This window comes from Pseudomonas sp. GNP013 (genome assembly GCF_054343995.1).
Genome location: NZ_JBTGUT010000001.1, coordinates 4,125,303 through 4,148,154 on the forward strand (window position 1 = coordinate 4,125,303; position 22,852 = coordinate 4,148,154).

Sequence of the window (22,852 nt, forward strand, 5' to 3'; positions counted from 1 at the left end):
GCTACTCCATGTGCATTATTGTTATGGCAGTGAGTTTTTTCGTTGATGCGTGTAACGGCCGGAATACAACGATTCCAATGCCGCCCGGCAACCAGGCCCCCATGGCCTGAAGTGCAACATCCTTGAAAAACTCTGTGAGTGACTATAGCCAGCAGGGCATACCGCTTGATCCCTCTAAAGTGTGATTTGCATCACCAACCCGTCTGCCACAGTCCTTTCGCCACGTCGGCGAAGGCCGACGCGGGAAGGATGGCTGAAAATCGGCAAATCACAAGTAAAGCCGCAAGATAGAGCAGTGCCGTGCCCGAACGGGCACGGCGAACGCACTCAGAGGGTGGACAGGAACGTGCTGTTGTTGGCCTGCCATTCGATGATGTCGACGCGGATACGTTTTTTGTCGAGTTTGCCGACGCTGGTCTTGGGAATTTCCGTAACAACGGCGATCTGGCTCGGAATCGCCCACTTGCTCAGGTGGCCCAATTCCACGAACGGCTTGAGGTGTTCCTTGAGTTCGCGCGCGCCAATCTCATGGCCATCGCGCACCACCAGCAACGCAAACGGGCGCTCGCCCCACTGTGGATCGGCGATGCCCACCACGGCGACTTCGCGCACCGCCGGGTGACGGCTGACCAGGTCTTCGAGGGCCAGGGACGAGACCCACTCGCCGCCGGTCTTGATCACATCCTTGATGCGGTCGCGAATATCGATCACGCCAAACGCGTCCAGGGTGGCCACGTCGCCGGTGTGCATCCAGCCGCCGGCCCACAGCTCGGCGCCCTTTTGCGGCTCGTTGAAATAGCCTTCACTGAGCCACGGCGCACGCAGCACCAGTTCGCCCTGGGACTCGCCATCGGCGGGCAGAAAGTTGCCATCGGCGTCGACAATCGCCGCATCCACCAGTGGCCCCGGCACACCGGCCTTGATGCGATAGGTGGTGCGTTCATCTTCGCTGCCGGCCATCAACTCATCGTTGAGGTGGGCGCAGGACACCAGCGGCCCGGTCTCGGACATGCCATAGGCGGCAGTCAGCTGAATGCCCCGCGCCTTGGCCGCTTCATACAGGGTGCGGTTGAGGGCGCTGCCGCCGATGACGATTTTCCAGCCGCCAAAGTCCACGTCCTGGGCAGCCTTGGCGTTGAGCAGCATTTGCAGAATGGTCGGCACACAATGGGAGAAGGTAACGCGCTCCTTGTGCCATAACTCCACCAGGTATTCCGGGTCGTAGCGGCCGGGGTACACCTGCTTCAAACCGAGCATGGTCGCCACGTATGGCAGGCCCCACGCATGCACATGGAACATCGGTGTGATCGGCATGTACACGTCGCTGGTGCCCAGCAGGCGCACGCTGTCGACGCTGCCCATGATGGTCGCCACGCCAATGGTGTGCAGCACCAGTTGGCGATGGGTGAAGTACACACCCTTGGGATTGCCGGTAGTGCCGGTGGTGTAGAAGGTGGTAGCGACCGAGTGTTCGTCGAAATCCTCGAAGGTGTACGTGGGGCTGGCAGCGGCCAGCAGGGTTTCGTACTCGCCTACCAGGTTGGGCAACTCTGCGGTGTGGGCGTCGCCGTCGGTGAGCAGCAGGGTCTTGTCCACCGTGGTGAGCTGCCCGGCGATGGCCTGGTAGAGCTCGACGAACTCGCTGTTGACCAGCACGAAGCGGTCCTCGGCATGGTTCATGGTGTAGAGGATCTGTTCCGGCGACAGGCGCACGTTGATGGTATGCACCACCGCGCCGATCATCGGGATGGCGAACATGCATTCCAGGTAGCGGTGGCTGTCCCAGTCCATCACTGCGACGGTGTCACCGGCCCTGACCCCGGCGTCGGTGAGCACATTGGCCAGCCGCGCGACGCGTTCGATCAGCGTCGGGTAGGTGTAGCGCAGTTTGTCGCGGTAGATGATTTCCCGGGTCTTTTCGTAGCGGGTGCCGGACATCAACAGGCGTTTGATCAACAACGGGTATTGGTAAGCGCCTTCGGCGGGTGGGATAACACGGGTCTGCAACATACGAATCCCTTTTTATGACTGCACGGTCTTGGCTTGAAGACTTGCACTGTAGAGACCTTGTGTTTCAACCAAATCAGCCAAAGGAATGATTTGCAGAGCGCTGCAAATGCTAGCTTTGCGCCAGCAGTTGAGGCGCTCAAGCGGGTTATTTCACGCTGGTAAACGCCAATTTCACCCCAATCGCAATCAACACCGCGCCCATCGTCCGATCAAACCAGTGGCCCATCCGCGCAAACCCCGCGCGCACGCGCTGCTGACTGAACAGCATCGCCACCAGGCAGAACCACAACGCGGTCGCTACGGCCAGGTACACGCCGTAACCGGCCTGGATCGCCAACGGTGTGTGCGGGTTGATCACCACGGTGAACAACGAGAGGAAAAACAACGTGGCCTTGGGGTTCAAGCCATTGGTCACGAACCCGGCGGTAAACGCTCCACGCGGCGTGCGCTCGCCCACTTCTCGGTGCAACTCGCCTTCGGCCGGCGGTTTGGCCGGCTGTGCGCGTAGGGCCTTGAAGCCGATGTACAGCAGGTAGGCCGCCGCCGCCCATTTGAGCGCGTTGAACAGCACGATGGATTGGGACACGATCAAGCCAATGCCCAGCAGCGAGTAACCCACGTGCAGGAAAATCGCCGAACCGACACCCAGCGCAGTCCAGGTTCCGGCGCGACGGCCGTGGGTCACGCTTTCGCGCACCACCACGGCGAAGTCAGGGCCAGGGCTGGCCACCGCCAACAGGTGAATCAGAGCCACGGTCAAAAACTCGGCGAGGTACATGTTCGCTCCCTTTACGTAACGGATTATTTCATCTGATAGTCTCGGCAGAGTACGCCTTCGAACTTCGTCGCAAAAGGTACAGTTGAGCATGAACAATCGCCGCGCCGTCTTCCTCGATCATCCTTCCCTCGACCTGGGCGACCTCGACCTCAGCGGTTTGCAGGCCTGCTTCAGCGACCTGCAGCTGTTCGAGCGGACCACCGCGCAGAATCTGATCGAGCGCCTGCAGGATGCCCAGGTCGCCATCAGCAACAAGGTCGCGCTCGACGCCGACACGCTGGCCGCCTGCCCCGAGCTCAAGCTGATCCTCGTAGCGGCCACCGGCACCAACAACGTTGACCTTGCGGCCGCCAGCGCCCACGGCATCACCGTGAGCAACTGCCAGGGCTACGGCACGCCGTCGGTGGCGCAGCACACGCTGATGCTGCTGCTCAACCTGGCCACGCGCCTGCAGGACTATCAGCGCGACGTGGCCGCCGGCAAATGGCAGGCGGCCACGCAGTTTTGCCTGCTGGACCATCCGATTGTCGAGCTGCAAGGCAAAACCCTCGGCCTGCTCGGCCATGGCGAACTGGGCGGCGCCGTTGCGCAACTGGCCGAAGCCTTTGGCATGCGCGTGCTGCTGGGCGCCATTCCTGGCCGCCCTGCCCGAGCCGATCGGGTGCCGCTGGATGAGTTGCTGGCGCAGGTCGACGCGCTGACCCTGCACTGCCCGCTCAACGAGCACACCCGCAACATGATCGGCGCTCGCGAGCTGGCGCTGCTCAAGCCCGGCGCGTTGGTGGTCAACACAGCGCGCGGCGGTTTGATCAATGAACAGGCGCTGGCCGACGCGTTGCGCAGCGGCCATCTGGGCGGTGCCGCCACGGATGTGCTGAGCGTGGAGCCGCCGGCCAATGGCAACCCGCTGCTGGCCGGCGATATTCCTCGGTTGATCGTCACGCCGCATAACGCCTGGGGCAGCCGCGAGGCGCGCCAGCGCATCGTCGGCCAACTGGCGGAAAACGCCCGAGGCTTTTTCGACGGCGCCCCGCTGCGGGTCGTCAGTTGATAGACTGCGCCCTTTTTTCAAGGAGCAGACCATGGATCCGCGCAGTGAAGTGCTGCTTCGCCAGCCCGAACTTTTTCAAGGCAACCTGCTGCTGGTCGGTTTGCCGGCTGACGACTTGCTCGGTCGTCTGCCCAATGCCCACGGCTGGTGCTGGCACGCCGGTGACCAGGCGGCGCTCGACGCACGCTTCCCGGAGCGCAGCGCGTTTGGCGTGAATGTACCCGAGCGCGCGTTCGACGCGGCGGTAATCTTCCTGCCCAAGTCCAAGGACCTCACCGATTACCTGCTCAATGCGGTGGCCGCACGCCTGCCCGGCGCCGAGCTGTTTCTGGTGGGAGAGAAAAAAGGCGGTATCGAAAGTGCCGCCAAGCAGCTGGCCCCATTCGGCAAACCGCGCAAGCTGGACAACGCACGGCATTGCCAACTGTGGCAGATCACCGTGGTCAATGCGCCGCCGGCCGTTGAACTGGAAAGCCTGGCACAGGTGTTCGAGGTGCCGCTGGCCGAGGGCCCGCTGAAAGTGGTCAGCCTGCCAGGCGTGTTCAGCCACGGGCGCCTTGATCGCGGCACCGAGTTGCTGCTGGCGCATCTGGACAAGCTGCCGAGCGGCCATCTGCTGGACTTCGGTTGCGGCGCTGGTGTGCTGGGGGCTGCGGTCAAGCGTCGCTACCCGCACAACAGCGTGACGATGCTGGATGTAGACGCCTTCGCCACCGCCAGCAGTCGCCTCACCCTGGCGGCCAACGGCCTGGAAGCCGAGGTGCTGACCGGCAACGGAATCGACGCCGCGCCGATGGGTTTGAATGCGATCCTGAGCAACCCGCCGTTTCACGTCGGCGTGCACACCGATTATTTCGCCACCGAGAACTTGCTGCGAAAAGCGGCAAAACACCTGGCAAAAGGTGGCGAACTTCGCCTTGTCGCCAATAGCTTCCTGAAGTATCAGCCGCTGATCGAAGAGCACCTGGGCATCTGTGCGGTGAAGGCCGAGGGCAACGGTTTTCGCATTTACCGCGCCAAGCGTCCCTAACGGGCGTTTGAAAAAGAAGGCTTGCCGAATGTGTCCTGGCTAGGCAGAATCCGCTCCGTCCTAGGGGAGTAGTCTCCCACGAGTTCAATCTCGTCCGGCATACGTCAACATACTTGGTCAACAGACCATGGCGTATGCGACCCAGGAGTCCGCACAGACGGACCGGGGTTTGACAAGACCTATGACACGCACACCTTACCCGGGGCGGGAAGGCTGTTCGTGTCATAGCCGTGTCGACCCGCCCCTGGAACCTACCTGATGCTGGATTCTCTGCTCGTCCCCACCGCAATCGTTGCCTTGGCCGAAATTGGCGACAAGACGCAACTGCTCGCGCTCATCCTTGCCGCACGCTTTCGCAAACCCTGGCCGATCATCGCCGGCATCGTCGCCGCGACCCTGGCCAACCATGCGGCCGCCGGTGCCGTAGGCGCCTGGTTTGGCAGCTTTTTCTCGGACGCGGTGCTGCACTGGATTCTCGCCGCAAGCTTCTGTGCCACGGCCTTGTGGACGCTGGTACCGGACAAACTCGACGATGACGAGGCCAGCACCACGCGCAAGTTCGGACCGTTTCTGACCACGCTGATTGCGTTCTTCCTCGCGGAGATCGGTGACAAGACGCAGATCGCCACGGTGATGCTGGCGGCGCAGTACCCGGAGCTATGGCTGGTGATTATCGGCACGACCCTGGGCATGTTGATTGCCAACGTACCGGTGGTGCTGGCGGGGAATTTTGCCGCGGAGAAACTGCCACTGACCCTGATTCGCCGGTTGGCAGCGACGGCGTTTTTCATCCTGGCGATTGTGGCGGTGTACAAGGCCATGCAAAGCAGCGGGTGGATCTAGCGCCAAATGTGGGAGGGGGCTTGCTCCCGATTGCGGTGCGTCAGCCTGGTATGCCTTGGCTGATCCACTGCTACCGGGAGCAACCCCCCTCCCACACTCAGGTCTTCATCAGCGTTGGAACATCAGGATTTTTTGGCCTGTTGGTACAGCGGCATCACTTTCGGAATGGCCGCCTGCAGCGAGGCGATCCGGCTATCGGAGGCCGGGTGAGTGCTCATGAACTCGGGCGGTGAGCCTTCGGAAGCCTTGGCCATCTTGTTCCACAGCGTGATCGCCGCGTTCGGGTTGTAGCCGGCGCGGGCCGACAGTTCCAGGCCGATCAGGTCGGCTTCGTTTTCATTGCTGCGGCTGTTGGGCAAGGTCATGCCGTAGTTGGCCACGGTATCGGCCAGCGCCAGGCTGTCCTGGCCCAGGCCGAATATCGCACCGGCGCCTTGCTTGGCCATCTGGATGCCATAGGCCTTGGACATGGCTTCACGGCCATGCTCGCGCAAGGCGTGGGCAATTTCATGGCCCATCACTGCGGCCAGCTCGTCATCGGTGAGCTTGAGATTGTCGATCAATGCGCTGTACACGAAGATTTTGCCGCCAGGCCCGCAGTTGGCGTTCATCTCGTCGCTCTTGATCAGGTTCACTTCCCACTTCCACTGCGCCGCATCCGGACGGAAGGTGGGCGCCTGGGCGATCAGCCGATTGGCAATCGCCTGCACGCGTTTGGCGTTGGCACTGGTTTTGTCCACCAGGCCTTTGCCACTGGCTTCGCCCAACGTCTGCTGGTAGGACTGGGCATACATCTGGTCGACTTCCTGACTCGACAGCATGCTGAACATGTATTGCTTGCGCTCAACCCCCACGGCGCCGCCGCTGGTGGTGTTGACCGACTGACACCCGGCCAGCAGCATGGCCGCCGCCAATACACTTACTGCCAATGACTTTTTCATGCGAGACGCTCCCTGAAAACATGGCGCGTATCGTAGGCCCTCGTGTGTATCCGCGCCAGATACACACGACGTTTAACTGCTGTATTTCCGATACATCCCACAAGAGTGTACCGACGGCAGCAACTGTCAGGCCGGGGTCAGGCACTCCGGGCCGTTGAGCTTGGGATCGTTGACCATATTGGCCAGGACCCTTTCGCGCAACGCGGTGGGCTCACTGGCCAGCAGCGCCTGCAATACGTGCAACGGGGTCTCGGGATCGAGCCACGCCGCCTGGCCCGCAGCATCCAGGATCAGCGGCCGGCGCTGGCTTTGCGCGGCCTGGGTGACCACCGCAGTGCTCAGCCACACCTGTTCCTGCACCGGGTAGGCTTCCCAGATCGCCGCGAAAAACAGCGTCGAGCCCTCCCCCGGCGTCAACCAGTACGGGCGTTTGCGCTGGGTACCGCGCCATTCGTAAAAACCGTTGGCCGGCAGCAGGCAGCGACGCTGGCGAAACGCCTCGCGGAACATCGGTTGCTCCGCCAGGGTTTCGGCGCGGGCATGGGCCGGCGTGCGGGAAAGATCAGTCAGCCACGGCGGGGTCAGGCCCCAGCGGGCACGCGCCAGGGTGCGCTGGCCTTCGCTCTGGCGCTGGATCAGCACTGAGTCATTCGGGGAAATGTTCCACTGGGCCTGCTGGTCCGCCGGAAAGCCCGGCAGGGCGGCAAAGCCGGGATTCCAGCGAAACAGGGCATAACGTCCACACATGGGGCAACACGACTCTTGGGGTAAACCGACCGACAGCCTAACAGACCAGCACGTCAGGAAAGCTGTCGGGTTCATCACCGGGCAGGGGCTGCGCGCCGATATAGGCGGTGATCAGCTCACGGGCATAGGCAGCGTGATCATTATCGACCTCCAGACCCAGCAGGCCGAAAATCGGCAACTCGCCAGTGCCCCCGAGCAGATGGCGCCCCACCAGATGTGCCTCGATGCCCTCGCTGGCGAGCATCTGTTGCAGCAACTCGCCTTCCATGAGGTTTTCCGGTTCGTAGATTCGCTGCATGGGCGTGCCTGCTATTCGTTCTCGGCGTGGACTTCAAGCATCCATTCATGGCCATCCGTTTGCAGGATGAAATTGATCGGTCGGCAACAGACCGGGCAATCCTCGATATAGCGCTGATCGCCACCGGAAAGATCCAGCACCGCCTCCGCCGGCTCACCACAATAAGGACAATCATACGGTTCAGTTTCCAGCATCGCAGTCTCCCAGGTGACTTGTGCGTATAATCGCCGGTCTATTGACAGGGCTATTGATCGGCCGGGCCAATTACCCGCGCCGCACCCTGGTATTTCCTCTACTTATCCTAGCCGTTTCCAACAAGAGAGCATGATGGGCGAATTCGATACCATCCGACCTTACAACGACAGCGAAGTCCCGGCAGTGCTGGCACGTCTGTTCAGCGACAAGGCCTTTCTGGACATCCTGACCCACTTCCGCTTCCCCCGCTTCGCCGGCACCCTGGGCTGGCTGCTCAAGCCGATGATTGCCCGCAAGCTGCGCCGTGAATTCGCCGGCGTCACCACCGTGGCCACGCTGCAGGACAAGGTCGAGTACTACGTCGACCACACCATCGACCGCGCGACCGACGGCGTGACCTACACCGGCGTCGAACAGCTCAAGTCCGGCACCGCGTACCTGTTCCTGGCCAACCACCGCGATATCGTGATGGACCCGGCGTTCGTCAACTATGCCGTGTACCACGCCGGTCTGCCGACGCCACGCATCGCCATCGGTGACAACCTGCTGCAAAAGCCGTTTGTCAGCGACCTGATGCGCCTGAACAAGAGCTTCATCGTGCACCGCTCGATCACCGGGCGAAAGGAAAAGATGGCGGCGTATCATTTGCTGTCGGCCTACATCAATCATTCGATCCGCAATGACTGCCAGTCCATCTGGATCGCCCAGGCCGAAGGCCGCGCCAAGGACGGGGATGATCGCACTGAATCGGCGATCCTCAAGATGTTCCACGTGAGCCGCAAGGATGAGCCGTTTGCCGAGGTCATCCAGTCGTTGAACCTGACGCCGGTGTCCATCAGCTACGAGTACGACCCCTGCGATACCGCGAAGGCGCGCGAGCTGTATATCCGCGCCACCACCGGCACCTACAGCAAGGCGCCGGGCGAGGACGATGTGAGCATCGCGCTGGGTATCACCGGCTACAAGGGCCGCGTGCACATCAACTTCGCACCGCCGATCACCGAGCGCTTCGAGGACACCAAGCTGCTGGCCGTGGAAATGGACCGGCAGATTCTCGGCGGTTATCGGTTGTTCCCGGTGCATTACCTGGCGTATGCGCAGTGGGCCGATGCAGACCCGCAGTTGCAGGTGCCGACCGCGGCTGAAGTCTTCCCGGCCGATGAGCTGGCCAAGGCGAAAACGGAATGGGAAAGGCGTTTGAATGAGTGCCCAGCGGAACACCGGCCCTACCTGGTGACGCAGTACGCAACGCCGGTGCGCAACCAGTACCGCGTCAAAGCCGGAATCCCTCTGTAAGCACCTTCACACAGGGGGTATTGCAGTGATCTTAAAAATGGGTGCTGAGCCAGGACAGGACCAGCGCCAGCCCGAGACCTGCAAACCCTATACGGTAAGCCAGGCGATGCGCCCGCTCGATGCGCACATCCAGAAACAGCATGGGTTGGTCGATCGCGCGCTCTTCGCTCTGGGCGGTGAGGTCGGCCATTGCGCGCTGCTCGCAAAAACGCGCAACGAACAGCAGCGCCGCCGCGAGGCCGGCCAGCAATAGAGCCATGACATTGATCAACAGTGCGGGCAGCGCCATCGCAAACCTCGGTGAACCCATACGCTGATATCCATTCGGACACACCTGAACGGTAGTGGCGCCCTGCGCCTGTAACGATCCCGTCCACTTGCGATTAATGTATCGAGTAATTTACAGCGTCACCTGAACGTCACCTTAACAAGCCATTCTGTTGCCCTTCGAACGCCCGGGAGCTTGTCATGTTGCATGCGCAGAACCAGGACCGGTTGTATCTGGTCGCCCAAAGTGATGAACAGGAGGCGCTGATCGGCAGCTTGGCGTTCAACGTTCAGGACCGCCACTGGCTGGTGTATTGCGCCCTGGGCGGGCATCAACATGCGGATTGGCCGGAGATGGATCTGCTCACGGGCGTGAGCATGCTGGACTTCCACGTCGACAGCGCCGCGTGAAGAAACGCCCGGCGAAAAAAAACCGGGCTCAGCGATGAGCCCGGTTTTTTTGTGAACGGCTTACTGCTGCGAGCTGAGCAACTGGCCGATGCTGGGGTCCTTGAACAGACGGGTCAGCGCGTCGCTGAGCACGTCACTGACCAGCTTGGTGTTGGTTTCCTGGTTCGGCGACATGCCGAAGCGCTGGTTGAGCGACGCCGCGTAACGGCCGCTGTAGCGACGGGTACCGGCGCTGACATCGGACTTGAACGTGGCACCGATGGAGGCTTCAGTCACGTACAGGCCTTCCTTGGGCGACTGGTATTTCAGTTCGGCCAGGGTAACGGTCAGTTGGGGGGCACCCGGCGAAGTGGTCGGCGTGAACCCCAGCAGGCGCACGGCGGCTTCAGCCTGGGCCTGCAGCTTGGGCAGCACGTCCTGGCCGGTCACCGAAATCAATGCGGTCTCCGGGTACAGGCCGCCGCGCGAGCCCAGGGTTGGCGATGGACGACCGTCCACCACACGCACCGACACCGGCTGACCATGCCCCACCGGCGCCAGCTGCGTGGTGATCTTGGGTTGCGGGCTGAGTTGTTGCGGGCTGTTGGCGCAGCCAACCAGGGTCAAACTGGTCACAGTGATCAAACCGAACAACAGGCGTTGCAACATACTCATTTCTCCAGGACTAGATGCAAACAGGCCGCCAGTATAACGGTGCACGCGCGCCACTCACCAGCGATCCTGAACGGCAGCTGAAGCCACGGCGAAATTACAATTTCGCATAAATTCGTCATTCCAGTGTCATGGCAGACTGGCAACCTTCAAGCATGTAACACAACCGGTACACGCCATGCGCCTGCTCAAATCGTTGTTCATGTCACACACCCGCCATCGCCAGTTCGCGCTGCTCGACGCCAGGGGCCATTGCCTGGCCTTCAAGCAATGCAGCCTGCCACCTGTCGGCGAGGGCTGGGTGGAAGTCACCGAGACACGCCTGTGCTGGATGCACCGTCCACTGCCCGCCAGCGCTCGGGTTCGGCCGGGGGTCGCGCACGCACATTCGCGCCAGGCGTTGGCCTCCTGACCACAAGCCTAATAAAAGTCATAAAACACGCCCATTTCTGCGGCGTTCTTCGCTACAATCTCCCCCCGATTATAAGGACGTCTCCTGATCGGGCCTCGCAGCACCGTTAATGCCTCGGCATTAACCCAAGAATCGCCCACAGAGAGCCGCCCACACAGATCGAGTGAAGCTGGCGCGCTTGCTGTTTTCCTTGCAGACCACCCGCCTTTACCGCATCTGCCAGAGCTGCCATTGCGCTCGGCCACTTGAGTTGTTTGCCCGTTTTGCCGCGTGTCGGCAAAGGTGTTTCGGGCCAGGTGCCAGGCTGAGGCAGCCCTTTTTTGAGGTTCACGTCTTCAAAAGAGCGTGAAAAAACGGGTTTTCACAACTTCACAAGAGTGTGGCGAGCAAATGAATAGTTTGGCGTTTGTACAAGCACCATCAGCGTCTGGAACAGCCCAACCCCCCAGGACCGAGTACGCCTCAATAACCGGAGCTTGAGCCTGTCCGCGACGGATTGATTGCACGAATCGCACGCTTTGACCATAAGTCGAATTGCCACAGGCGCCCATGAATGCGTTCATAGGCAGATCAGCCCGGCAGCAAGCGTGCGCTGGAAGTTGCAAGGAATTGCGAAACGGACATGGCGATCCTGGCCATGGGTAACCTGGGGCAACACGTGAACCGCCCCGTCACTCCTGGCAGCCATGCCGTCAATTTGGTGCTGCAGATTTTGGAGACGCGTTAAATGGCGCATAACGAAGCAGTCGACGTAGTACTGGTAGGGGCCGGCATCATGAGTGCCACCCTGGCCGTGCTGCTCAAAGAGCTCGACCCCGGCCTCAAGCTGGAAGTCGTTGAGCTGATGGACTCGGGTGCCGCGGAGAGTTCCAACCCGTGGAACAACGCCGGTACCGGCCACGCCGGCCTGTGTGAGCTGAACTACACGCCGCAGGCTGCCGATGGTTCCATCGACATCAAGAAAGCCGTGCATATCAACACCCAGTTCGAGGTGTCGAAGCAGTTCTGGGCGTACCTGACCAAAAAGGGCACCTTTGGCTCGGCCAGATCCTTTATCAGCCCGGTGCCGCACCTGAGCTTCGTGCAGGGTGAAAGCGGCGTGTCGTTTCTCAGGAAGCGTTTTGAAACCCTCGTGCAGCACCATGCGTTTTCGGACATGCATTACACCGAAGACCGTGGCGAAATGGCCGAGTGGATGCCGCTGATGATGCCCGGCCGCCCGCTGGATGAAAAAATCGCGGCCACCCGTGTGATGAACGGCACCGACGTCAACTTCGGTGCCCTGACCAACCAGTTGCTCGGTCACCTCACCAGTACACCTGAGGCCCAGGTCAAGTACTGCAAGCGGGTCACCGGCCTCAAGCGCAACGGTGCCGGCTGGACGGTGAGCATCAAGGACGTGAACAGCGGCGAAAGCCGCGAAGTCGACGCCAGGTTCGTGTTCCTCGGCGCCGGTGGTGCGGCCCTGCCGCTGCTGCAAGCGTCGGGCATCGACGAAAGCAAAGGCTTCGGCGGTTTCCCGGTCAGCGGCCAGTGGCTGCGTTGCGACAACCCGGACGTGGTCAAGCATCACCAGGCCAAGGTGTACAGCCAGGCGGCGGTGGGCTCGCCACCGATGTCCGTGCCACACCTGGACACCCGGGTAGTGGATGGCAAGAAATCCCTGCTGTTCGGGCCATACGCCGGCTTTACCACCAAGTTTCTCAAGTACGGTTCATTCCTCGACCTGCCGATGTCGATTCGCGCCGGCAACATCGGCCCGATGCTGGCCGTGGCGCGCGACAACATGGACCTGACCAGGTACCTGGTCAGCGAAGTGCGCCAGTCCATGGAACAGCGCCTGGAATCCCTGCGCCGCTTCTATCCGCAAGCCAAAGCTGAAGACTGGCGCCTGGAAGTGGCCGGCCAACGGGTGCAGATCATCAAGAAAGACCCGAAGAAAGGCGGCGTGCTGCAATTTGGCACCGAGCTGGTCGCAGCCAAAGACGGCTCGCTGGCGGCACTGCTGGGTGCGTCTCCGGGAGCTTCAGTGACGGTTTCGATCATGCTGGAACTGATTGAGCGTTGCTTCCCGGAAAAAGCTGCCGGCGAATGGGCGGTCAAGCTGCACGAGATCTTCCCCGCACGTGAGAAAGTGCTGGAAACCGATGCCGAGCTGTATCGCAGGATCAACACGCAGAACAACATCAGCCTGGAGCTGGTTGAACAAGGCGACGAGGCTGAAAGCTACGCTTGAGGCCTGAACGCAATAAAAAACGCCCCTCGCAGGGGCGTTTTTTTTTGCCGGGGTCATCAGCCGCGGGCTTTTTCGATCAGATCGATGTACTCGGGCGCGTGGCGCTGGTCCTTGATCACGTCGACGAAGGTCTGACCATGCTCGTCCTTGCCATCCAGATCCAGGCCGGCGGCCTTGAAAAAGCCAAGGAAGCGCTCGAAATCATCGATACGCAGGCCACGGTAGGCCTTGATCAGCTTGTGCAGAGACGGTGAAGTCGCGTCAACCGGCTCGAAATCCAGGAACAACTTGATCTGGTCGTCGCCGATCTCGTCACCAATCACCTGTTTCTTATCTTTACGCATTACCGGCTCCAGCCTGCAGACATTTTCACGGGGTCTGAAGTCTACCTTTGGAAGCGATGAAGCGCCTAGTCGAACTGGGCCAGCATCCACGCTTGATAAGCCGCCACTTCGGCATCGCCTTCACGCGGCGCCCAACTGGCCAGCTCACCTTCGCCCACCGGACGATACGGTCCGGCCTTGCATTCGAACATCACCGTGTCGGGCTCCAGCACCACCAGCCCGTGGAAAACCCCCGGCGGCAAGTCAACACCTGCGCACTCGCCACCGGCCTGCATCACCCGCCTGGCGATCACCTCACCGGTGTCGTTGAAGATCAGCAAACCCAGGCGCCCCTTGAGCACCAGCAGGGTTTCCGCCTTATCGGCGCTCAAATGCCGATGGGGCGGCACGTAGGTGCTGGGCTGCAGGCCGACGGCCATGCGATGGCACGGCTCTTCCATCTGGTGAAAGTTGTGATGGTGCCGGCCACGTGGGCTGGCGCCCGCCTTCTCGGCCAATTCGGCATACAGCGTCTGATCAAGAAAGCGGGTCATGACTTACATCCCTTTGACGGCGTAGATGCCATTGGCGTTGCGCCAGTAACCTTTGTAGTCCATGCCGTAACCGAAGATGTAGCGGTCGATGCAGGGCAGGCCGACGTAATCGGCTTTCAGGTCCGGGCGTGCCTTGCGGTCGTGGTCTTTGTCGATCAGCACGGCGGTGTGCACTTTACGCGCACCGGCGTGTTTGCAGAAGTCGATGATTGCACCCAGGGTATGACCCTCATCAAGGATGTCGTCGATGATCAGCACGTCGCGGTCGATGAACGACACTTCTGGCTTGGCCTTCCAGAACAGGTCGCCGCCGCTGGTTTCATTGCGATAGCGGGTGGCGTGCAGGTAGGACGCCTCCAGCGGGAACTGCAGATGGGTCAGCAGCTTGCCGGCGAAGATCAGGCCGCCGTTCATCACGCAGAACACTACCGGGTTGCTATCGGCCAGTTCGCGACTGATATGCGCGCCAACCTTGGCGATCGCCTCTTCGACTTGCGCTTCGCTGTACAGGCAGTCAGCCTCGCGCATGATTTGACGGATATGCTCGAGATCAGCGGACATGGCGCTCTCCAAGGGGGTGCTGTGGCAAGAAAAGCGGGCAAAGGTACGCATGTGAGCGGCAACGTTCAAGCCTTTATGGACTAACGTACTTGATTGTCTATAGGACATCATCCTCGGATAGATTAATCTAGGCCGGTTTTTTTGCCCGCCGCCGGAGCCTTTCCCATGCCCACTCGCGAGATCCGCCACCCGCTGATCCAGCACAAGCTCGGCCTTATGCGCCGCGCCGACATCAGCACGAAGAACTTCCGTGAGCTTGCTCAGGAAGTCGGAGCGTTGCTGACTTACGAAGCCACCAAGGATTTGCCCCTGGAAACCTACGAGATCCCCGGTTGGGCCGGTCCCGTCCAGGTGGAGAAAATTGCCGGTAAGAAAATCACCGTAGTGCCGATCCTGCGCGCCGGTATCGGCATGCTCGAAGGCGTGCTCAGCCTGATCCCGGGCGCCAAGGTCAGCGCCGTGGGCGTGGCCCGCAATGAAGAAACCCTGCAGGCCCACACCTACCTGGAAAAACTCGTCCCGGAAATCGACGAGCGCCTGGCGATGATCATCGATCCGATGCTCGCCACCGGCAGCTCCATGGTTGCCACCATCGACCTGTTGAAAAAGGCCGGCTGCAAGGACATTCGCGCCATGGTGCTGGTTGCCGCGCCCGAAGGCATCGCCGCCGTCGAGAAAGCCCACCCGGACGTGCAGATCTACACCGCGTCCATCGACGAGCGCCTGAATGAACACGGCTACATCATCCCGGGCCTGGGCGATGCCGGTGACAAGATCTTCGGCACCAAGCAGAAGGACGCGTGAACATGCAGGATGAATTCAACGACCCGCTTTGGCGCCAGATCCTGTCCGGCGCACAGATGCTCTTCGTGGCATTTGGCGCGCTGGTGTTGATGCCACTGATCACCGGCCTTGATCCAAATGTTGCGCTGTTCACCGCAGGCCTGGGCACGCTGTTGTTCCAGGTGGTCACCGGGCGACAGGTGCCGGTGTTCCTGGCATCGAGCTTTGCGTTTATCACGCCGATCATTCTCGCCAAGGGCCAGTTCGGGCTCGCGGCGACCATGGGCGGGGTGATGGCGGCCGGTTTCGTGTATACCTTTCTCGGCCTGGCGGTGAAGATCAAAGGCACCGGCTTTATCGATCGCCTGCTGCCGCCGGTGGTGATTGGCCCGGTGATTATCTCCATCGGCCTGGCCATGGCGCCGATTGCGGCGAACATGGCGATGGGCAAGTCCGGCGACGGCGCCGAGCTGATTCATTACCAGACGGCGATGATGATCTCGATGCCGGCGCTGCTGACCACGTTGATCGTTGCAGTGTTCGGCAAGGGCATTTTCCGCCTGGTGCCGATCATTTCCGGCGTGCTGGTGGGCTTTGCCATGGCCTTCTACTTTGGTGTGGTCGACACGGCCAAAATCGCCGCCGCGCCCTGGTTCGCCCTGCCCCACTTCACCGCGCCGGAGTTCAACTGGCAGGCGATCCTGTTTATCGTCCCGGTGGCCCTGGCCCCGGCGATCGAGCATATTGGCGGTGTGATTGCGGTGGGCAGCGTGACCGGTCGCGACTACCTGAAAAAGCCCGGCCTGCATCGCACCCTGCTGGGTGACGGCATTGCCACCACGGCCGCCGGCCTGTTTGGCGGCCCGCCGAACACCACCTACGCCGAAGTGACCGGCGCGGTGATGCTGACCAAAAATTACAACCCGAAGATCATGACCTGGGCGGCAGTATTCGCTATCAGCCTGGCGTTTATCGGCAAGTTCGGCGCACTGCTGCAGAGCATTCCGGTGCCGGTGATGGGGGGGATCCTGTGCCTGCTGTTCGGCTCGATTGCAGCGGTGGGCATGAACACGCTGATCCGCCATCGGATCGACCTGGGCGAGGCGCGCAATCTGGTGATTGTGTCAGTGACCCTGGTGTTCGGCATTGGCGGCGTGCTGGTTGGCACCGGCACCGGCCCGGATGACTTCGGCCTCAAGGGCATCGCCCTGTGTGCGGTGGTGGCGATTGGTTTGAACCTGCTGCTGCCGGGCAATGATGGCTGGAAGCACAAGAAGCCGGATGAGCCGCTGCTCTAATTAACACCGCAAAACCAAATGTGGGAGGGGGCTTGCTCCCGATAGCGGAGTGTCAGTCGATGCATACTTGACTGGAACACCGCCATCGGGAGCAAGCCCCCTCCCACATTGTATTTCAGCGCCTGTCAGAGCTCGCCAAGCCCGTCGATCAACGCCTGGTTCTGCTCAGGCGTACCGATGCTGATCCGCAGGAACTGGGCAATCCGCGCCTGCTTGAAGTGCCGTACGATCACCCCTTGCTCACGCAGCTTCGCAGCCAAGCCTGCAGCATCATGGTGTGGGTGACGGGCAAAGATGAAGTTGGCCGCCGACGGCAGCACTTCAAAGCCCTTCCCTTCCAGTTGCGTCACCAGCGTCTCACGGCTGTCGATCACCAGTTGACAGGTCTTGGCGAAGTACTCGCGGTCCTCGAACGCCGCCGCCGCGCCGGCAATCGCCAGGCGATCCAGCGGGTAGGAGTTGAAGCTGTTCTTGACCCGCTCCAGCGCTTCGATCAAATCAGGGTGGCCCACGGCCAGGCCCACGCGCAAACCGGCGAGTGAGCGCGATTTGGACAGGGTCTGAGTGACCAACAGATTCGGGTAGCGATCCACCAGACTGATGGCGGTGTCGCCGCCAAAATCGATATAGGCTTCATCGACCACTACCACCGAGTCGGGGTTGGCCTTGAGGATCTGCTCCACGGCGTCCAGCGCCAGCACGCAGCCGGTCGGGGCATTCGGGTTGGGGAAGATGATCCCGCCGTTGGGCCTGGCGTAGTCCGCCGCACGAATCTGGAACTGCTCGTCCAGCGGCACCGGTGCGGAGGTGATGCCGTAGAGACCGCAGTACACCGGATAGAAGCTGTAGCTGATATCCGGGAACAACAACGGCAAGTCGTGCTGGAACAGACCATGGAAGATGTGCGCCAGCACCTCATCGGAGCCGTTGCCGAGGAACACCTTGTCGGTATCGATCCCGTAATGGTTGGCCACGGCCTGCTTGAGCAGGTCGCTGTTGGGATCCGGGTACAGGCGCAGGTTGTCGTTCAACTCGGCCCGCATTGCTGCCAGCGCCTTGGGCGATGGGCCGTAGGGGTTTTCATTGGTGTTGAGCTTGACCAGTTTGGTCAGCTTGGGCTGCTCGCCAGGCACGTAAGGCACCAGGTCCTTGACGAAGGGGCTCCAGAATTTGCTCATGTGTCATTTCCCCTCTTCAAGGATGCGGTATTCGGCGCTGCGCGCGTGGGCGCTGAGGGATTCACCACGGGCCAGCACCGAGGCGGTCTTGCCCAGTTCGGAGGCGCCTTGTGGCGAGCAGAAAATGATCGACGAACGCTTCTGGAAGTCGTACACCCCCAGCGGCGACGAGAAACGCGCTGTGCCGGAGGTGGGCAGCACGTGGTTGGGACCTGCGCAGTAGTCGCCCAGCGCTTCGCTGGTGTGGCGGCCCATGAAGATCGCACCGGCGTGGCGAATAGACGGCAGCCAGGCTTGCGGATCGGCCACGGACAGCTCCAGGTGCTCCGGCGCGATGCGGTTGGCCACCTCGATGGCTTGCTCCATGTCGCGCACCAGGATCAGTGCGCCGCGACCATTGATCGACTTCTCGATGATCTCGGCGCGGTCCATGGTCGGCAGCAGCTTGTCGATGCTGGCGGCGACCTTGTCGAGGAACTCGGCGTCCGGGCAGACCAGAATCGCCTGGGCGTCTTCGTCGTGCTCGGCCTGGGAGAACAGGTCCATGGCGATCCAGTCAGGGTCGGTCTGGCCGTCGCACACCACCAGGATTTCCGAGGGGCCGGCGATCATGTCGATACCAACCTGACCGAACACATGGCGCTTGGCGGTGGCCACATAGATGTTGCCGGGGCCGACCACCTTGTCCACCTTCGGCACGCTCTCGGTGCCATAGGCCAGGGCTGCAACTGCCTGGGCGCCGCCGATGGTAAATACGCGGTCAACGCCGGCGATGCAGGCCGCCGCCAGCACCAGCTCATTGATTTCGCCGCGCGGAGTCGGCACCACCATGACCACTTCGGTCACGCCCGCCACCTTGGCCGGAATCGCGTTCATCAATACCGACGAGGGGTACGAGGCTTTACCGCCCGGCACGTACAGACCCGCACGGTCCAGTGGCGTGACCTTCTGGCCAAGCACGGTACCGTCGGCCTCGGTGTAGCTCCAGGAATCCTGTTTCTGCTTTTCGTGATAGCTGCGCACCCGCGCCGCCGCCACTTCCAGGGCTTCGCGCTGCGGGCCGGTGATGCGTGTCAGTGCGAGCTCCAGGCGCTCGCGCGGCAGGATCAGGTCAGCCATGGATTTGACGTCCAGGCCATCGAACTGGCGGGTGAAGTCCACCAGCGCCGCATCACCGCGCTCGCGCACGGCCTTGATGATGTCGAGCACTCGCCCGTTGACCGAGTCGTCGGACACGCTTTCCCAGCTCAGCAGATGATCCAGATGATGGGCGAAATCCGGGTCGGCAGCGTTGAGTCGGGCAATTGCAGTGGACGTGGTCATAGCGAGGGCCTCATAGGATTGGCAAAAATGCTCAGGCGCCGAACGTTAGCAGTCGATCCGCTTGGGCACCTGAGAATTCTGGCTATGAGGCGGATAGACGGGCGCGACCTAAGGCCGCGCGGGTGAGTCAACCGCGGTGTCGCGACTCCACTGCCTTGCGCAGGGTGTCGATCAACGCCTGGATACGGGCATGCTGCATCTTCATCGATGCTTTGTTGACGATCAGCCGGGAGCTGATATCGGCAATGAAATCCTGGGGTTCAAGCCCGTTGGCACGCAGGGTGTTGCCGGTGTCGACCACGTCGATGATCTTGTCGGCCAGGCCGATCAGCGGCGCCAGCTCCATCGAGCCATAGAGCTTGATGATATCGACCTGGCGGCCTTGTTCGGCGTAGTAACGCTTGGCAACGTTGACGAACTTGGTGGCCACCCGCAAGCGGCCTTTAGGCTCGACATCACCGACACGGCCGGCGGTCATCAGCTTGCACAGGGCAATACGCAGGTCCAGCGGCTCGTACAGGCCCTGGCCGCCGTATTCCATCAGCACGTCCTTGCCGGCGACGCCGAGGTCGGCCGCGCCATGCTCGACGTAGGTCGGCACATCGGTAGCCCGCACGATCAACAGGCGCACGTCGTCCTGGGTCGTGGGGATGATCAGCTTGCGGCTCTTGTCCGGATTCTCGGTCGGCACGATGCCCGCTTCAGCCAGCAGGGGCAACGTGTCGTCAAGGATGCGGCCCTTGGACAGTGCGATGGTCAACATGGGAACGTCAGTCCTTCATCAGGCAATTGCGGTCTGGTCGCAAACGGCGCCAGACACAGATCGAGGCCGTGACAGCCTCGACTTGAAACAAATTCAGCACACCGCTCACTTAACGGCAAGCACCTCACTGTGGCGAGCGGGCTTGCAACGCGCTGGGTTGCGTAGCGATCGCAAAAAGCGGGACTGCTGCGCAGTCCAACGCGGGGCAAGCCCGCTCGCCACAAAAGCCCGCTTGCCACAAAAGCCCGCTTGCCGCAGGAGCCCACTTGCCACAACAGCGGCGGTGTTTACGGCGCCAGGACTAGCCCGGTACGCGGCGGATCTTCGCGCCGAGCATCTGCAGTTTTTCTTCGATGCACTCGTAACCACGGTCGATGTGGTAGATGCGGTCGATGAGGGTGTCGCCGTCAGCGCACAGCGCCGAGATCACCAGACTGGCCGACGCCCGCAGGTCGGTAGCCATCACTGGCGCGCCCTTGAGCTTGTCGATACCGGTGACGATGGCGGTATTGCCTTCAACCTGGATCTTGGCGCCCATGCGGTGCAGTTCGTACACGTGCATGAAACGGTTTTCGAAGATCGTCTCGATCACCGCACCGGTGCCTTCGGCGATTGCGTTCAGGGAGATGAACTGCGCCTGCATGTCGGTCGGGAACGCCGGGTACGGAGCAGTGCGCACGTTAACGGCCTTTGGCCGCTTGCCGTGCATGTTCAGCTCGATCCAGTCTTCACCGGTGGTGATTTCAGCACCGGCTTCCTTGAGTTTTTCCAGAACGGCTTCAAGGATGGTCGGATCGGTGTCCTTGACCTTGACGCGGCCACCGGTAACGGCGGCGGCAACCAGGTAAGTGCCCGTCTCGATACGGTCCGGCATCACTTTGTAGGTGGCCGAGTGCAGACGCTTTACACCGTCGATGGTGATGGTGTCGGTGCCGGCGCCGCTGATATTGGCACCCATCGCGATCAGGAAGTTGGCCAGGTCGACCACTTCCGGCTCGCGCGCGGCGTTTTGCAGGACGCTGCGGCCGTTGGCCAGGGCCGCGGCCATCATGATGTTCTCGGTGCCGGTGACGCTGACGGTATCGAAGAAGAAATTGGCGCCACGCAGGCCGCCTTCTGGCGCCTTGGCCTTGATGTAGCCGCCTTCAACGTCGATGACCGCGCCCATGGCTTCAAGGCCACGGATGTGCAGGTCGACCGGACGCGAGCCAATGGCGCAACCGCCAGGCAGGGCCACTTCAGCCTCGCCGAAACGGGCAACCATGGGGCCCAGCACCAGGATCGACGCACGCATGGTCTTGACCAGTTCGTACGGGGCGATCAGGGTCTTGATGGTGCGCGGGTCGATTTCGACCGAGAGCTTCTCGTCGATTACCGGCTCGATGCCCATGCGACCGAACAGCTCGATCATGGTGGTGATGTCGTGCAGGTGCGGCAGGTTGGCCACGGTGACCGGGCCATCACACAGCAGGGTCGCTGCCAGGATCGGCAAGGCGGAGTTTTTCGCACCGGAGATGCGGATCTCGCCATCAAGGCGGGCACCGCCGGTAATAATCAATTTATCCATAAGAATCTCGACGCCTTGGGGGCTCAGGTGCGCTCGGCCCAGGCCGCGCGGCTGAAAAATTTCATAGTGACCGCATGGATGCTGCCATCGGTGATCCATGGGTTCAAATGGGCATAGATCTGCTGCTGACGCTTGACCGGGCTCAATGCCGCCAGTTCATCGCTAATCACGTTCAGCTGGAAATTGCAGCCTTCGCCTTCAACTTCTACGGTCATTCCCGGCAGCTTTCCTTCGAGAAAGCTCTTAACTTCTAGGGCCTGCATGTTCAACCTCTATCGGCGCCCAGTGCGCACGGGTCGCACATCATACAAAAAAGCCCCGCGCCTGCGAACCCCGCATAGCAGGACTCTGACGGGGGGCTCCTGTAATAACGTGTATTAAGGATGCGCCAGCAGCTCGGTCAGACCGGAAACCTCGGCGATCTCACGCATGTCCTCGGGCAGCGCACGAATGCTGAGCGGCTTGTTGGCCGCTTCGGCATCACGCATGAAGCACAGCAACAAAGACAAACCTACGCTGCTGGACTTGGTCACCGCCGAGCAATCGAGCACCAGCGCAGGTGCGCTGCTGGCCTGGATCAGCGCCTGGCCCTGCTTGCGCAGGTCAGGCCCGGTACGGTAATCCAGCACGCCACTGAGGAACAGCTCGCCGGCAGCGCCGATACGAACAGCCGACTCGGTCATTGCGCAGACTTCCCGGCTTCTTTGTCGGAGGTTTCCTTGGCCTTGGCCACTTCACCGGCCCAACCATTGATGGTCTTGTCCAGGTCGTTGCCATTGCGCTGCATCGCGTCGGCGAACTGGTCACGGAACAGTTTGCCGATGTTGATGCCGTTGATGATCACGTTGCGCAGCTTCCACTCGCCCTTGACCTTCTCCAGCGTGTACTGCACAGGGTACACCGCGCCATTGTTGCCTTTGACGCTCATGTTGACGCTGGTGCGGTCACCCGATTCGTCGCCGGCCGGGGCCACGGTAATGCCCTGGTTGTTGTACTCGAGCAAGGCGTTGCCGTAGAACTGGAACAGCCCGCGCTTGAAGTTTTCCTGGAAGGTCTGCATCTGCGCCGGCGTGGCCTTGCGCGAATACTTCACCGTCATGATGCTGCGGGAGATGCCTTCGGCATCCACGACCGGGCCCACGATGGTGTCGAGCGCGTTGTAGAACTGGCTCGGGTCCTGTTTGTACTTTTCTTTGTTGGCCGTCAGGTCAGCCAACATCTTGTTGGTCGTGTCCTGCACCAGGTCGTGGGCAGAACCTGCCGCGTTTGCCATCAGCGGCAACGCTGCAAGCAGTACCAGCAGGCCACGTCGCAAGGTAGAGATCATGAACAGATT

Annotated in this window: 27 protein-coding genes and 1 riboswitch; of the genes, 9 read left to right on the forward strand and 18 right to left on the reverse strand. The window is 61.4% G+C overall.

Annotated elements, in window-relative coordinates; translation table 11 throughout:
* Nucleotides 1-327: 327 nt before the first annotated feature.
* Together ACXX81_RS18140 and ACXX81_RS18145 are read right to left on the reverse strand one after the other, a co-directional pair.
* On the reverse strand, nt 328-2,010 hold the full coding sequence (locus ACXX81_RS18140; protein ID WP_231422540.1) for a fatty acid--CoA ligase: 1,683 nt from the start codon (nt 2,008-2,010) through the stop codon (nt 328-330).
* A gap of 145 nt (nt 2,011-2,155) precedes the next feature.
* Complete coding sequence (locus tag ACXX81_RS18145) at nt 2,156-2,788, reverse strand: LysE family translocator (RefSeq protein WP_209988730.1); 633 nt, start codon at nt 2,786-2,788, stop codon at nt 2,156-2,158.
* A gap of 88 nt (nt 2,789-2,876) precedes the next feature.
* On the opposite strand from ACXX81_RS18145, the gene ACXX81_RS18150 reads away from it, so the two are divergent.
* The 3 genes from ACXX81_RS18150 (at nt 2,877) to ACXX81_RS18160 (ending at nt 5,712) form a co-directional block, all read left to right on the forward strand.
* A complete protein-coding gene (locus ACXX81_RS18150) occupies nt 2,877-3,839 on the forward strand; it encodes a 2-hydroxyacid dehydrogenase (protein ID WP_458572157.1) in 963 nt (320 codons plus the stop codon).
* 31 nt (nt 3,840-3,870) lie between these two features.
* A complete protein-coding gene (locus ACXX81_RS18155) occupies nt 3,871-4,869 on the forward strand; it encodes a methyltransferase (protein ID WP_458572158.1) in 999 nt (332 codons plus the stop codon).
* A 50-nt stretch (nt 4,870-4,919) separates the two neighbouring features.
* A riboswitch (yybP-ykoY riboswitch) is annotated at nt 4,920-5,040 on the forward strand.
* 87 nt (nt 5,041-5,127) lie between these two features.
* A complete protein-coding gene (locus tag ACXX81_RS18160) occupies nt 5,128-5,712 on the forward strand; it encodes a TMEM165/GDT1 family protein (RefSeq protein WP_004372026.1) in 585 nt (194 codons plus the stop codon).
* 122 nt (nt 5,713-5,834) lie between these two features.
* Here ACXX81_RS18160 and ACXX81_RS18165 read toward each other — a convergent pair whose 3' ends face one another.
* From ACXX81_RS18165 to ACXX81_RS18180, 4 genes are all read right to left on the reverse strand, one after another.
* Entirely contained in the window at nt 5,835-6,653 is an 819-nt protein-coding gene (locus ACXX81_RS18165) for a M48 family metallopeptidase (protein WP_209988721.1), read from the reverse strand.
* Nucleotides 6,654-6,779: 126 nt separating this feature from the next.
* Nucleotides 6,780-7,400, reverse strand: a complete 621-nt coding sequence (locus ACXX81_RS18170) for an SOS response-associated peptidase (RefSeq protein ID WP_209988718.1) — start codon at nt 7,398-7,400, stop codon at nt 6,780-6,782.
* Nucleotides 7,401-7,437: 37 nt separating this feature from the next.
* Nucleotides 7,438-7,698 (reverse strand): putative signal transducing protein, encoded by a 261-nt coding sequence (locus tag ACXX81_RS18175; RefSeq protein WP_209988716.1) that lies wholly within the window; start codon nt 7,696-7,698, stop codon nt 7,438-7,440.
* Between the two features lie 11 nt (nt 7,699-7,709).
* On the reverse strand, nt 7,710-7,892 hold the full coding sequence (locus ACXX81_RS18180) for a CPXCG motif-containing cysteine-rich protein (protein ID WP_458572159.1): 183 nt from the start codon (nt 7,890-7,892) through the stop codon (nt 7,710-7,712).
* Between the two features lie 133 nt (nt 7,893-8,025).
* On the opposite strand from ACXX81_RS18180, the gene ACXX81_RS18185 reads away from it, so the two are divergent.
* A complete protein-coding gene (locus ACXX81_RS18185; protein WP_209988710.1) occupies nt 8,026-9,189 on the forward strand; it encodes a 1-acyl-sn-glycerol-3-phosphate acyltransferase in 1,164 nt (387 codons plus the stop codon).
* Nucleotides 9,190-9,220: 31 nt separating this feature from the next.
* Here the strand turns inward: ACXX81_RS18185 and ACXX81_RS18190 are convergent, their stop codons facing one another.
* A complete protein-coding gene (locus ACXX81_RS18190; protein ID WP_209988707.1) occupies nt 9,221-9,478 on the reverse strand; it encodes a hypothetical protein in 258 nt (85 codons plus the stop codon).
* A 179-nt stretch (nt 9,479-9,657) separates the two neighbouring features.
* On the opposite strand from ACXX81_RS18190, the gene ACXX81_RS18195 reads away from it, so the two are divergent.
* Nucleotides 9,658-9,867 (forward strand): hypothetical protein, encoded by a 210-nt coding sequence (locus tag ACXX81_RS18195; protein ID WP_209988705.1) that lies wholly within the window; start codon nt 9,658-9,660, stop codon nt 9,865-9,867.
* Nucleotides 9,868-9,927: 60 nt separating this feature from the next.
* On the opposite strand, the gene ACXX81_RS18200 is transcribed toward ACXX81_RS18195, so the two are convergent.
* Nucleotides 9,928-10,515: a YajG family lipoprotein gene (locus ACXX81_RS18200; protein WP_209988702.1), complete on the reverse strand. Its 588-nt coding sequence runs from the start codon at nt 10,513-10,515 to the stop codon at nt 9,928-9,930.
* Between the two features lie 181 nt (nt 10,516-10,696).
* On the opposite strand from ACXX81_RS18200, the gene ACXX81_RS18205 reads away from it, so the two are divergent.
* Entirely contained in the window at nt 10,697-10,930 is a 234-nt protein-coding gene (locus tag ACXX81_RS18205; protein WP_231422537.1) for a hypothetical protein, read from the forward strand.
* Between the two features lie 727 nt (nt 10,931-11,657).
* Nucleotides 11,658-13,166, forward strand: a complete 1,509-nt coding sequence (gene mqo / locus ACXX81_RS18210) for a malate dehydrogenase (quinone) (protein ID WP_231422536.1) — start codon at nt 11,658-11,660, stop codon at nt 13,164-13,166.
* Between the two features lie 56 nt (nt 13,167-13,222).
* On the opposite strand, the gene ACXX81_RS18215 is transcribed toward mqo, so the two are convergent.
* The 3 genes from ACXX81_RS18215 to ACXX81_RS18225 form a co-directional block, all read right to left on the reverse strand.
* The gene (locus tag ACXX81_RS18215; RefSeq protein WP_458572160.1) at nt 13,223-13,510 is read right to left on the reverse strand and encodes a PA4642 family protein; all 288 of its coding nucleotides are present in this window, start codon (nt 13,508-13,510) and stop codon (nt 13,223-13,225) included.
* 65 nt (nt 13,511-13,575) lie between these two features.
* Nucleotides 13,576-14,043, reverse strand: a complete 468-nt coding sequence (locus tag ACXX81_RS18220; RefSeq protein WP_231422535.1) for a WbuC family cupin fold metalloprotein — start codon at nt 14,041-14,043, stop codon at nt 13,576-13,578.
* A gap of 3 nt (nt 14,044-14,046) precedes the next feature.
* Nucleotides 14,047-14,604 (reverse strand): hypoxanthine-guanine phosphoribosyltransferase, encoded by a 558-nt coding sequence (locus ACXX81_RS18225; protein ID WP_004372053.1) that lies wholly within the window; start codon nt 14,602-14,604, stop codon nt 14,047-14,049.
* A gap of 165 nt (nt 14,605-14,769) precedes the next feature.
* Here ACXX81_RS18225 and upp point away from each other — a divergent pair, with 165 nt between their 5' ends.
* Both upp and ACXX81_RS18235 read left to right on the forward strand, forming a co-directional pair.
* Nucleotides 14,770-15,408 (forward strand): uracil phosphoribosyltransferase, encoded by a 639-nt coding sequence (gene upp, locus ACXX81_RS18230; protein WP_004372055.1) that lies wholly within the window; start codon nt 14,770-14,772, stop codon nt 15,406-15,408.
* Between the two features lie 2 nt (nt 15,409-15,410).
* Complete coding sequence (locus ACXX81_RS18235; RefSeq protein WP_004372057.1) at nt 15,411-16,685, forward strand: uracil-xanthine permease family protein; 1,275 nt, start codon at nt 15,411-15,413, stop codon at nt 16,683-16,685.
* 125 nt (nt 16,686-16,810) lie between these two features.
* Here the strand turns inward: ACXX81_RS18235 and hisC are convergent, their stop codons facing one another.
* The 7 genes from hisC to ACXX81_RS18270 form a co-directional block, all read right to left on the reverse strand.
* Nucleotides 16,811-17,863 (reverse strand): histidinol-phosphate transaminase, encoded by a 1,053-nt coding sequence (hisC, locus tag ACXX81_RS18240; RefSeq protein ID WP_458572161.1) that lies wholly within the window; start codon nt 17,861-17,863, stop codon nt 16,811-16,813.
* Nucleotides 17,864-17,866: 3 nt separating this feature from the next.
* Complete coding sequence (hisD, locus tag ACXX81_RS18245) at nt 17,867-19,186, reverse strand: histidinol dehydrogenase (RefSeq protein WP_057006862.1); 1,320 nt, start codon at nt 19,184-19,186, stop codon at nt 17,867-17,869.
* Between the two features lie 127 nt (nt 19,187-19,313).
* Entirely contained in the window at nt 19,314-19,949 is a 636-nt protein-coding gene (gene hisG, locus ACXX81_RS18250) for an ATP phosphoribosyltransferase (protein WP_003188599.1), read from the reverse strand.
* 301 nt (nt 19,950-20,250) lie between these two features.
* The gene (gene murA / locus ACXX81_RS18255; protein ID WP_004372068.1) at nt 20,251-21,516 is read right to left on the reverse strand and encodes a UDP-N-acetylglucosamine 1-carboxyvinyltransferase; all 1,266 of its coding nucleotides are present in this window, start codon (nt 21,514-21,516) and stop codon (nt 20,251-20,253) included.
* Nucleotides 21,517-21,539: 23 nt separating this feature from the next.
* Nucleotides 21,540-21,779 (reverse strand): BolA family protein, encoded by a 240-nt coding sequence (locus ACXX81_RS18260; RefSeq protein WP_209988675.1) that lies wholly within the window; start codon nt 21,777-21,779, stop codon nt 21,540-21,542.
* 114 nt (nt 21,780-21,893) lie between these two features.
* Complete coding sequence (locus ACXX81_RS18265) at nt 21,894-22,199, reverse strand: STAS domain-containing protein (RefSeq protein ID WP_209988673.1); 306 nt, start codon at nt 22,197-22,199, stop codon at nt 21,894-21,896.
* On the reverse strand, nt 22,196-22,843 hold the full coding sequence (locus ACXX81_RS18270) for an MlaC/ttg2D family ABC transporter substrate-binding protein (protein WP_209988670.1): 648 nt from the start codon (nt 22,841-22,843) through the stop codon (nt 22,196-22,198). Before ACXX81_RS18270 ends, ACXX81_RS18265 begins: the two co-directional genes overlap by 4 nt.
* Nucleotides 22,844-22,852: the final 9 nt, after the last annotated feature.

Bases quoted from the DNA above. Each gene is read 5' to 3' on its own strand.
- ACXX81_RS18140 (WP_231422540.1), bottom strand. From the start codon at position 2,010: ATGTTGCAGACCCGTGTTATCCCACCCGCCGAAGGCGCTTACCAATAC.
- ACXX81_RS18145 (WP_209988730.1), bottom strand. From the start codon at position 2,788: ATGTACCTCGCCGAGTTTTTGACCGTGGCTCTGATTCACCTGTTGGCG.
- ACXX81_RS18150 (WP_458572157.1), top strand. From the start codon at position 2,877: ATGAACAATCGCCGCGCCGTCTTCCTCGATCATCCTTCCCTCGACCTG.
- ACXX81_RS18155 (WP_458572158.1), top strand. From the start codon at position 3,871: ATGGATCCGCGCAGTGAAGTGCTGCTTCGCCAGCCCGAACTTTTTCAA.
- ACXX81_RS18160 (WP_004372026.1), top strand. From the start codon at position 5,128: ATGCTGGATTCTCTGCTCGTCCCCACCGCAATCGTTGCCTTGGCCGAA.
- ACXX81_RS18165 (WP_209988721.1), bottom strand. From the start codon at position 6,653: ATGAAAAAGTCATTGGCAGTAAGTGTATTGGCGGCGGCCATGCTGCTG.
- ACXX81_RS18170 (WP_209988718.1), bottom strand. From the start codon at position 7,400: ATGTGTGGACGTTATGCCCTGTTTCGCTGGAATCCCGGCTTTGCCGCC.
- ACXX81_RS18175 (WP_209988716.1), bottom strand. From the start codon at position 7,698: ATGCAGCGAATCTACGAACCGGAAAACCTCATGGAAGGCGAGTTGCTG.
- ACXX81_RS18180 (WP_458572159.1), bottom strand. From the start codon at position 7,892: ATGCTGGAAACTGAACCGTATGATTGTCCTTATTGTGGTGAGCCGGCG.
- ACXX81_RS18185 (WP_209988710.1), top strand. From the start codon at position 8,026: ATGGGCGAATTCGATACCATCCGACCTTACAACGACAGCGAAGTCCCG.
- ACXX81_RS18190 (WP_209988707.1), bottom strand. From the start codon at position 9,478: ATGGCGCTGCCCGCACTGTTGATCAATGTCATGGCTCTATTGCTGGCC.
- ACXX81_RS18195 (WP_209988705.1), top strand. From the start codon at position 9,658: ATGTTGCATGCGCAGAACCAGGACCGGTTGTATCTGGTCGCCCAAAGT.
- ACXX81_RS18200 (WP_209988702.1), bottom strand. From the start codon at position 10,515: ATGTTGCAACGCCTGTTGTTCGGTTTGATCACTGTGACCAGTTTGACC.
- ACXX81_RS18205 (WP_231422537.1), top strand. From the start codon at position 10,697: ATGCGCCTGCTCAAATCGTTGTTCATGTCACACACCCGCCATCGCCAG.
- mqo (WP_231422536.1), top strand. From the start codon at position 11,658: ATGGCGCATAACGAAGCAGTCGACGTAGTACTGGTAGGGGCCGGCATC.
- ACXX81_RS18215 (WP_458572160.1), bottom strand. From the start codon at position 13,510: ATGCGTAAAGATAAGAAACAGGTGATTGGTGACGAGATCGGCGACGAC.
- ACXX81_RS18220 (WP_231422535.1), bottom strand. From the start codon at position 14,043: ATGACCCGCTTTCTTGATCAGACGCTGTATGCCGAATTGGCCGAGAAG.
- ACXX81_RS18225 (WP_004372053.1), bottom strand. From the start codon at position 14,604: ATGTCCGCTGATCTCGAGCATATCCGTCAAATCATGCGCGAGGCTGAC.
- upp (WP_004372055.1), top strand. From the start codon at position 14,770: ATGCCCACTCGCGAGATCCGCCACCCGCTGATCCAGCACAAGCTCGGC.
- ACXX81_RS18235 (WP_004372057.1), top strand. From the start codon at position 15,411: ATGCAGGATGAATTCAACGACCCGCTTTGGCGCCAGATCCTGTCCGGC.
- hisC (WP_458572161.1), bottom strand. From the start codon at position 17,863: ATGAGCAAATTCTGGAGCCCCTTCGTCAAGGACCTGGTGCCTTACGTG.
- hisD (WP_057006862.1), bottom strand. From the start codon at position 19,186: ATGACCACGTCCACTGCAATTGCCCGACTCAACGCTGCCGACCCGGAT.
- hisG (WP_003188599.1), bottom strand. From the start codon at position 19,949: ATGTTGACCATCGCACTGTCCAAGGGCCGCATCCTTGACGACACGTTG.
- murA (WP_004372068.1), bottom strand. From the start codon at position 21,516: ATGGATAAATTGATTATTACCGGCGGTGCCCGCCTTGATGGCGAGATC.
- ACXX81_RS18260 (WP_209988675.1), bottom strand. From the start codon at position 21,779: ATGCAGGCCCTAGAAGTTAAGAGCTTTCTCGAAGGAAAGCTGCCGGGA.
- ACXX81_RS18265 (WP_209988673.1), bottom strand. From the start codon at position 22,199: ATGACCGAGTCGGCTGTTCGTATCGGCGCTGCCGGCGAGCTGTTCCTC.
- ACXX81_RS18270 (WP_209988670.1), bottom strand. From the start codon at position 22,843: ATGATCTCTACCTTGCGACGTGGCCTGCTGGTACTGCTTGCAGCGTTG.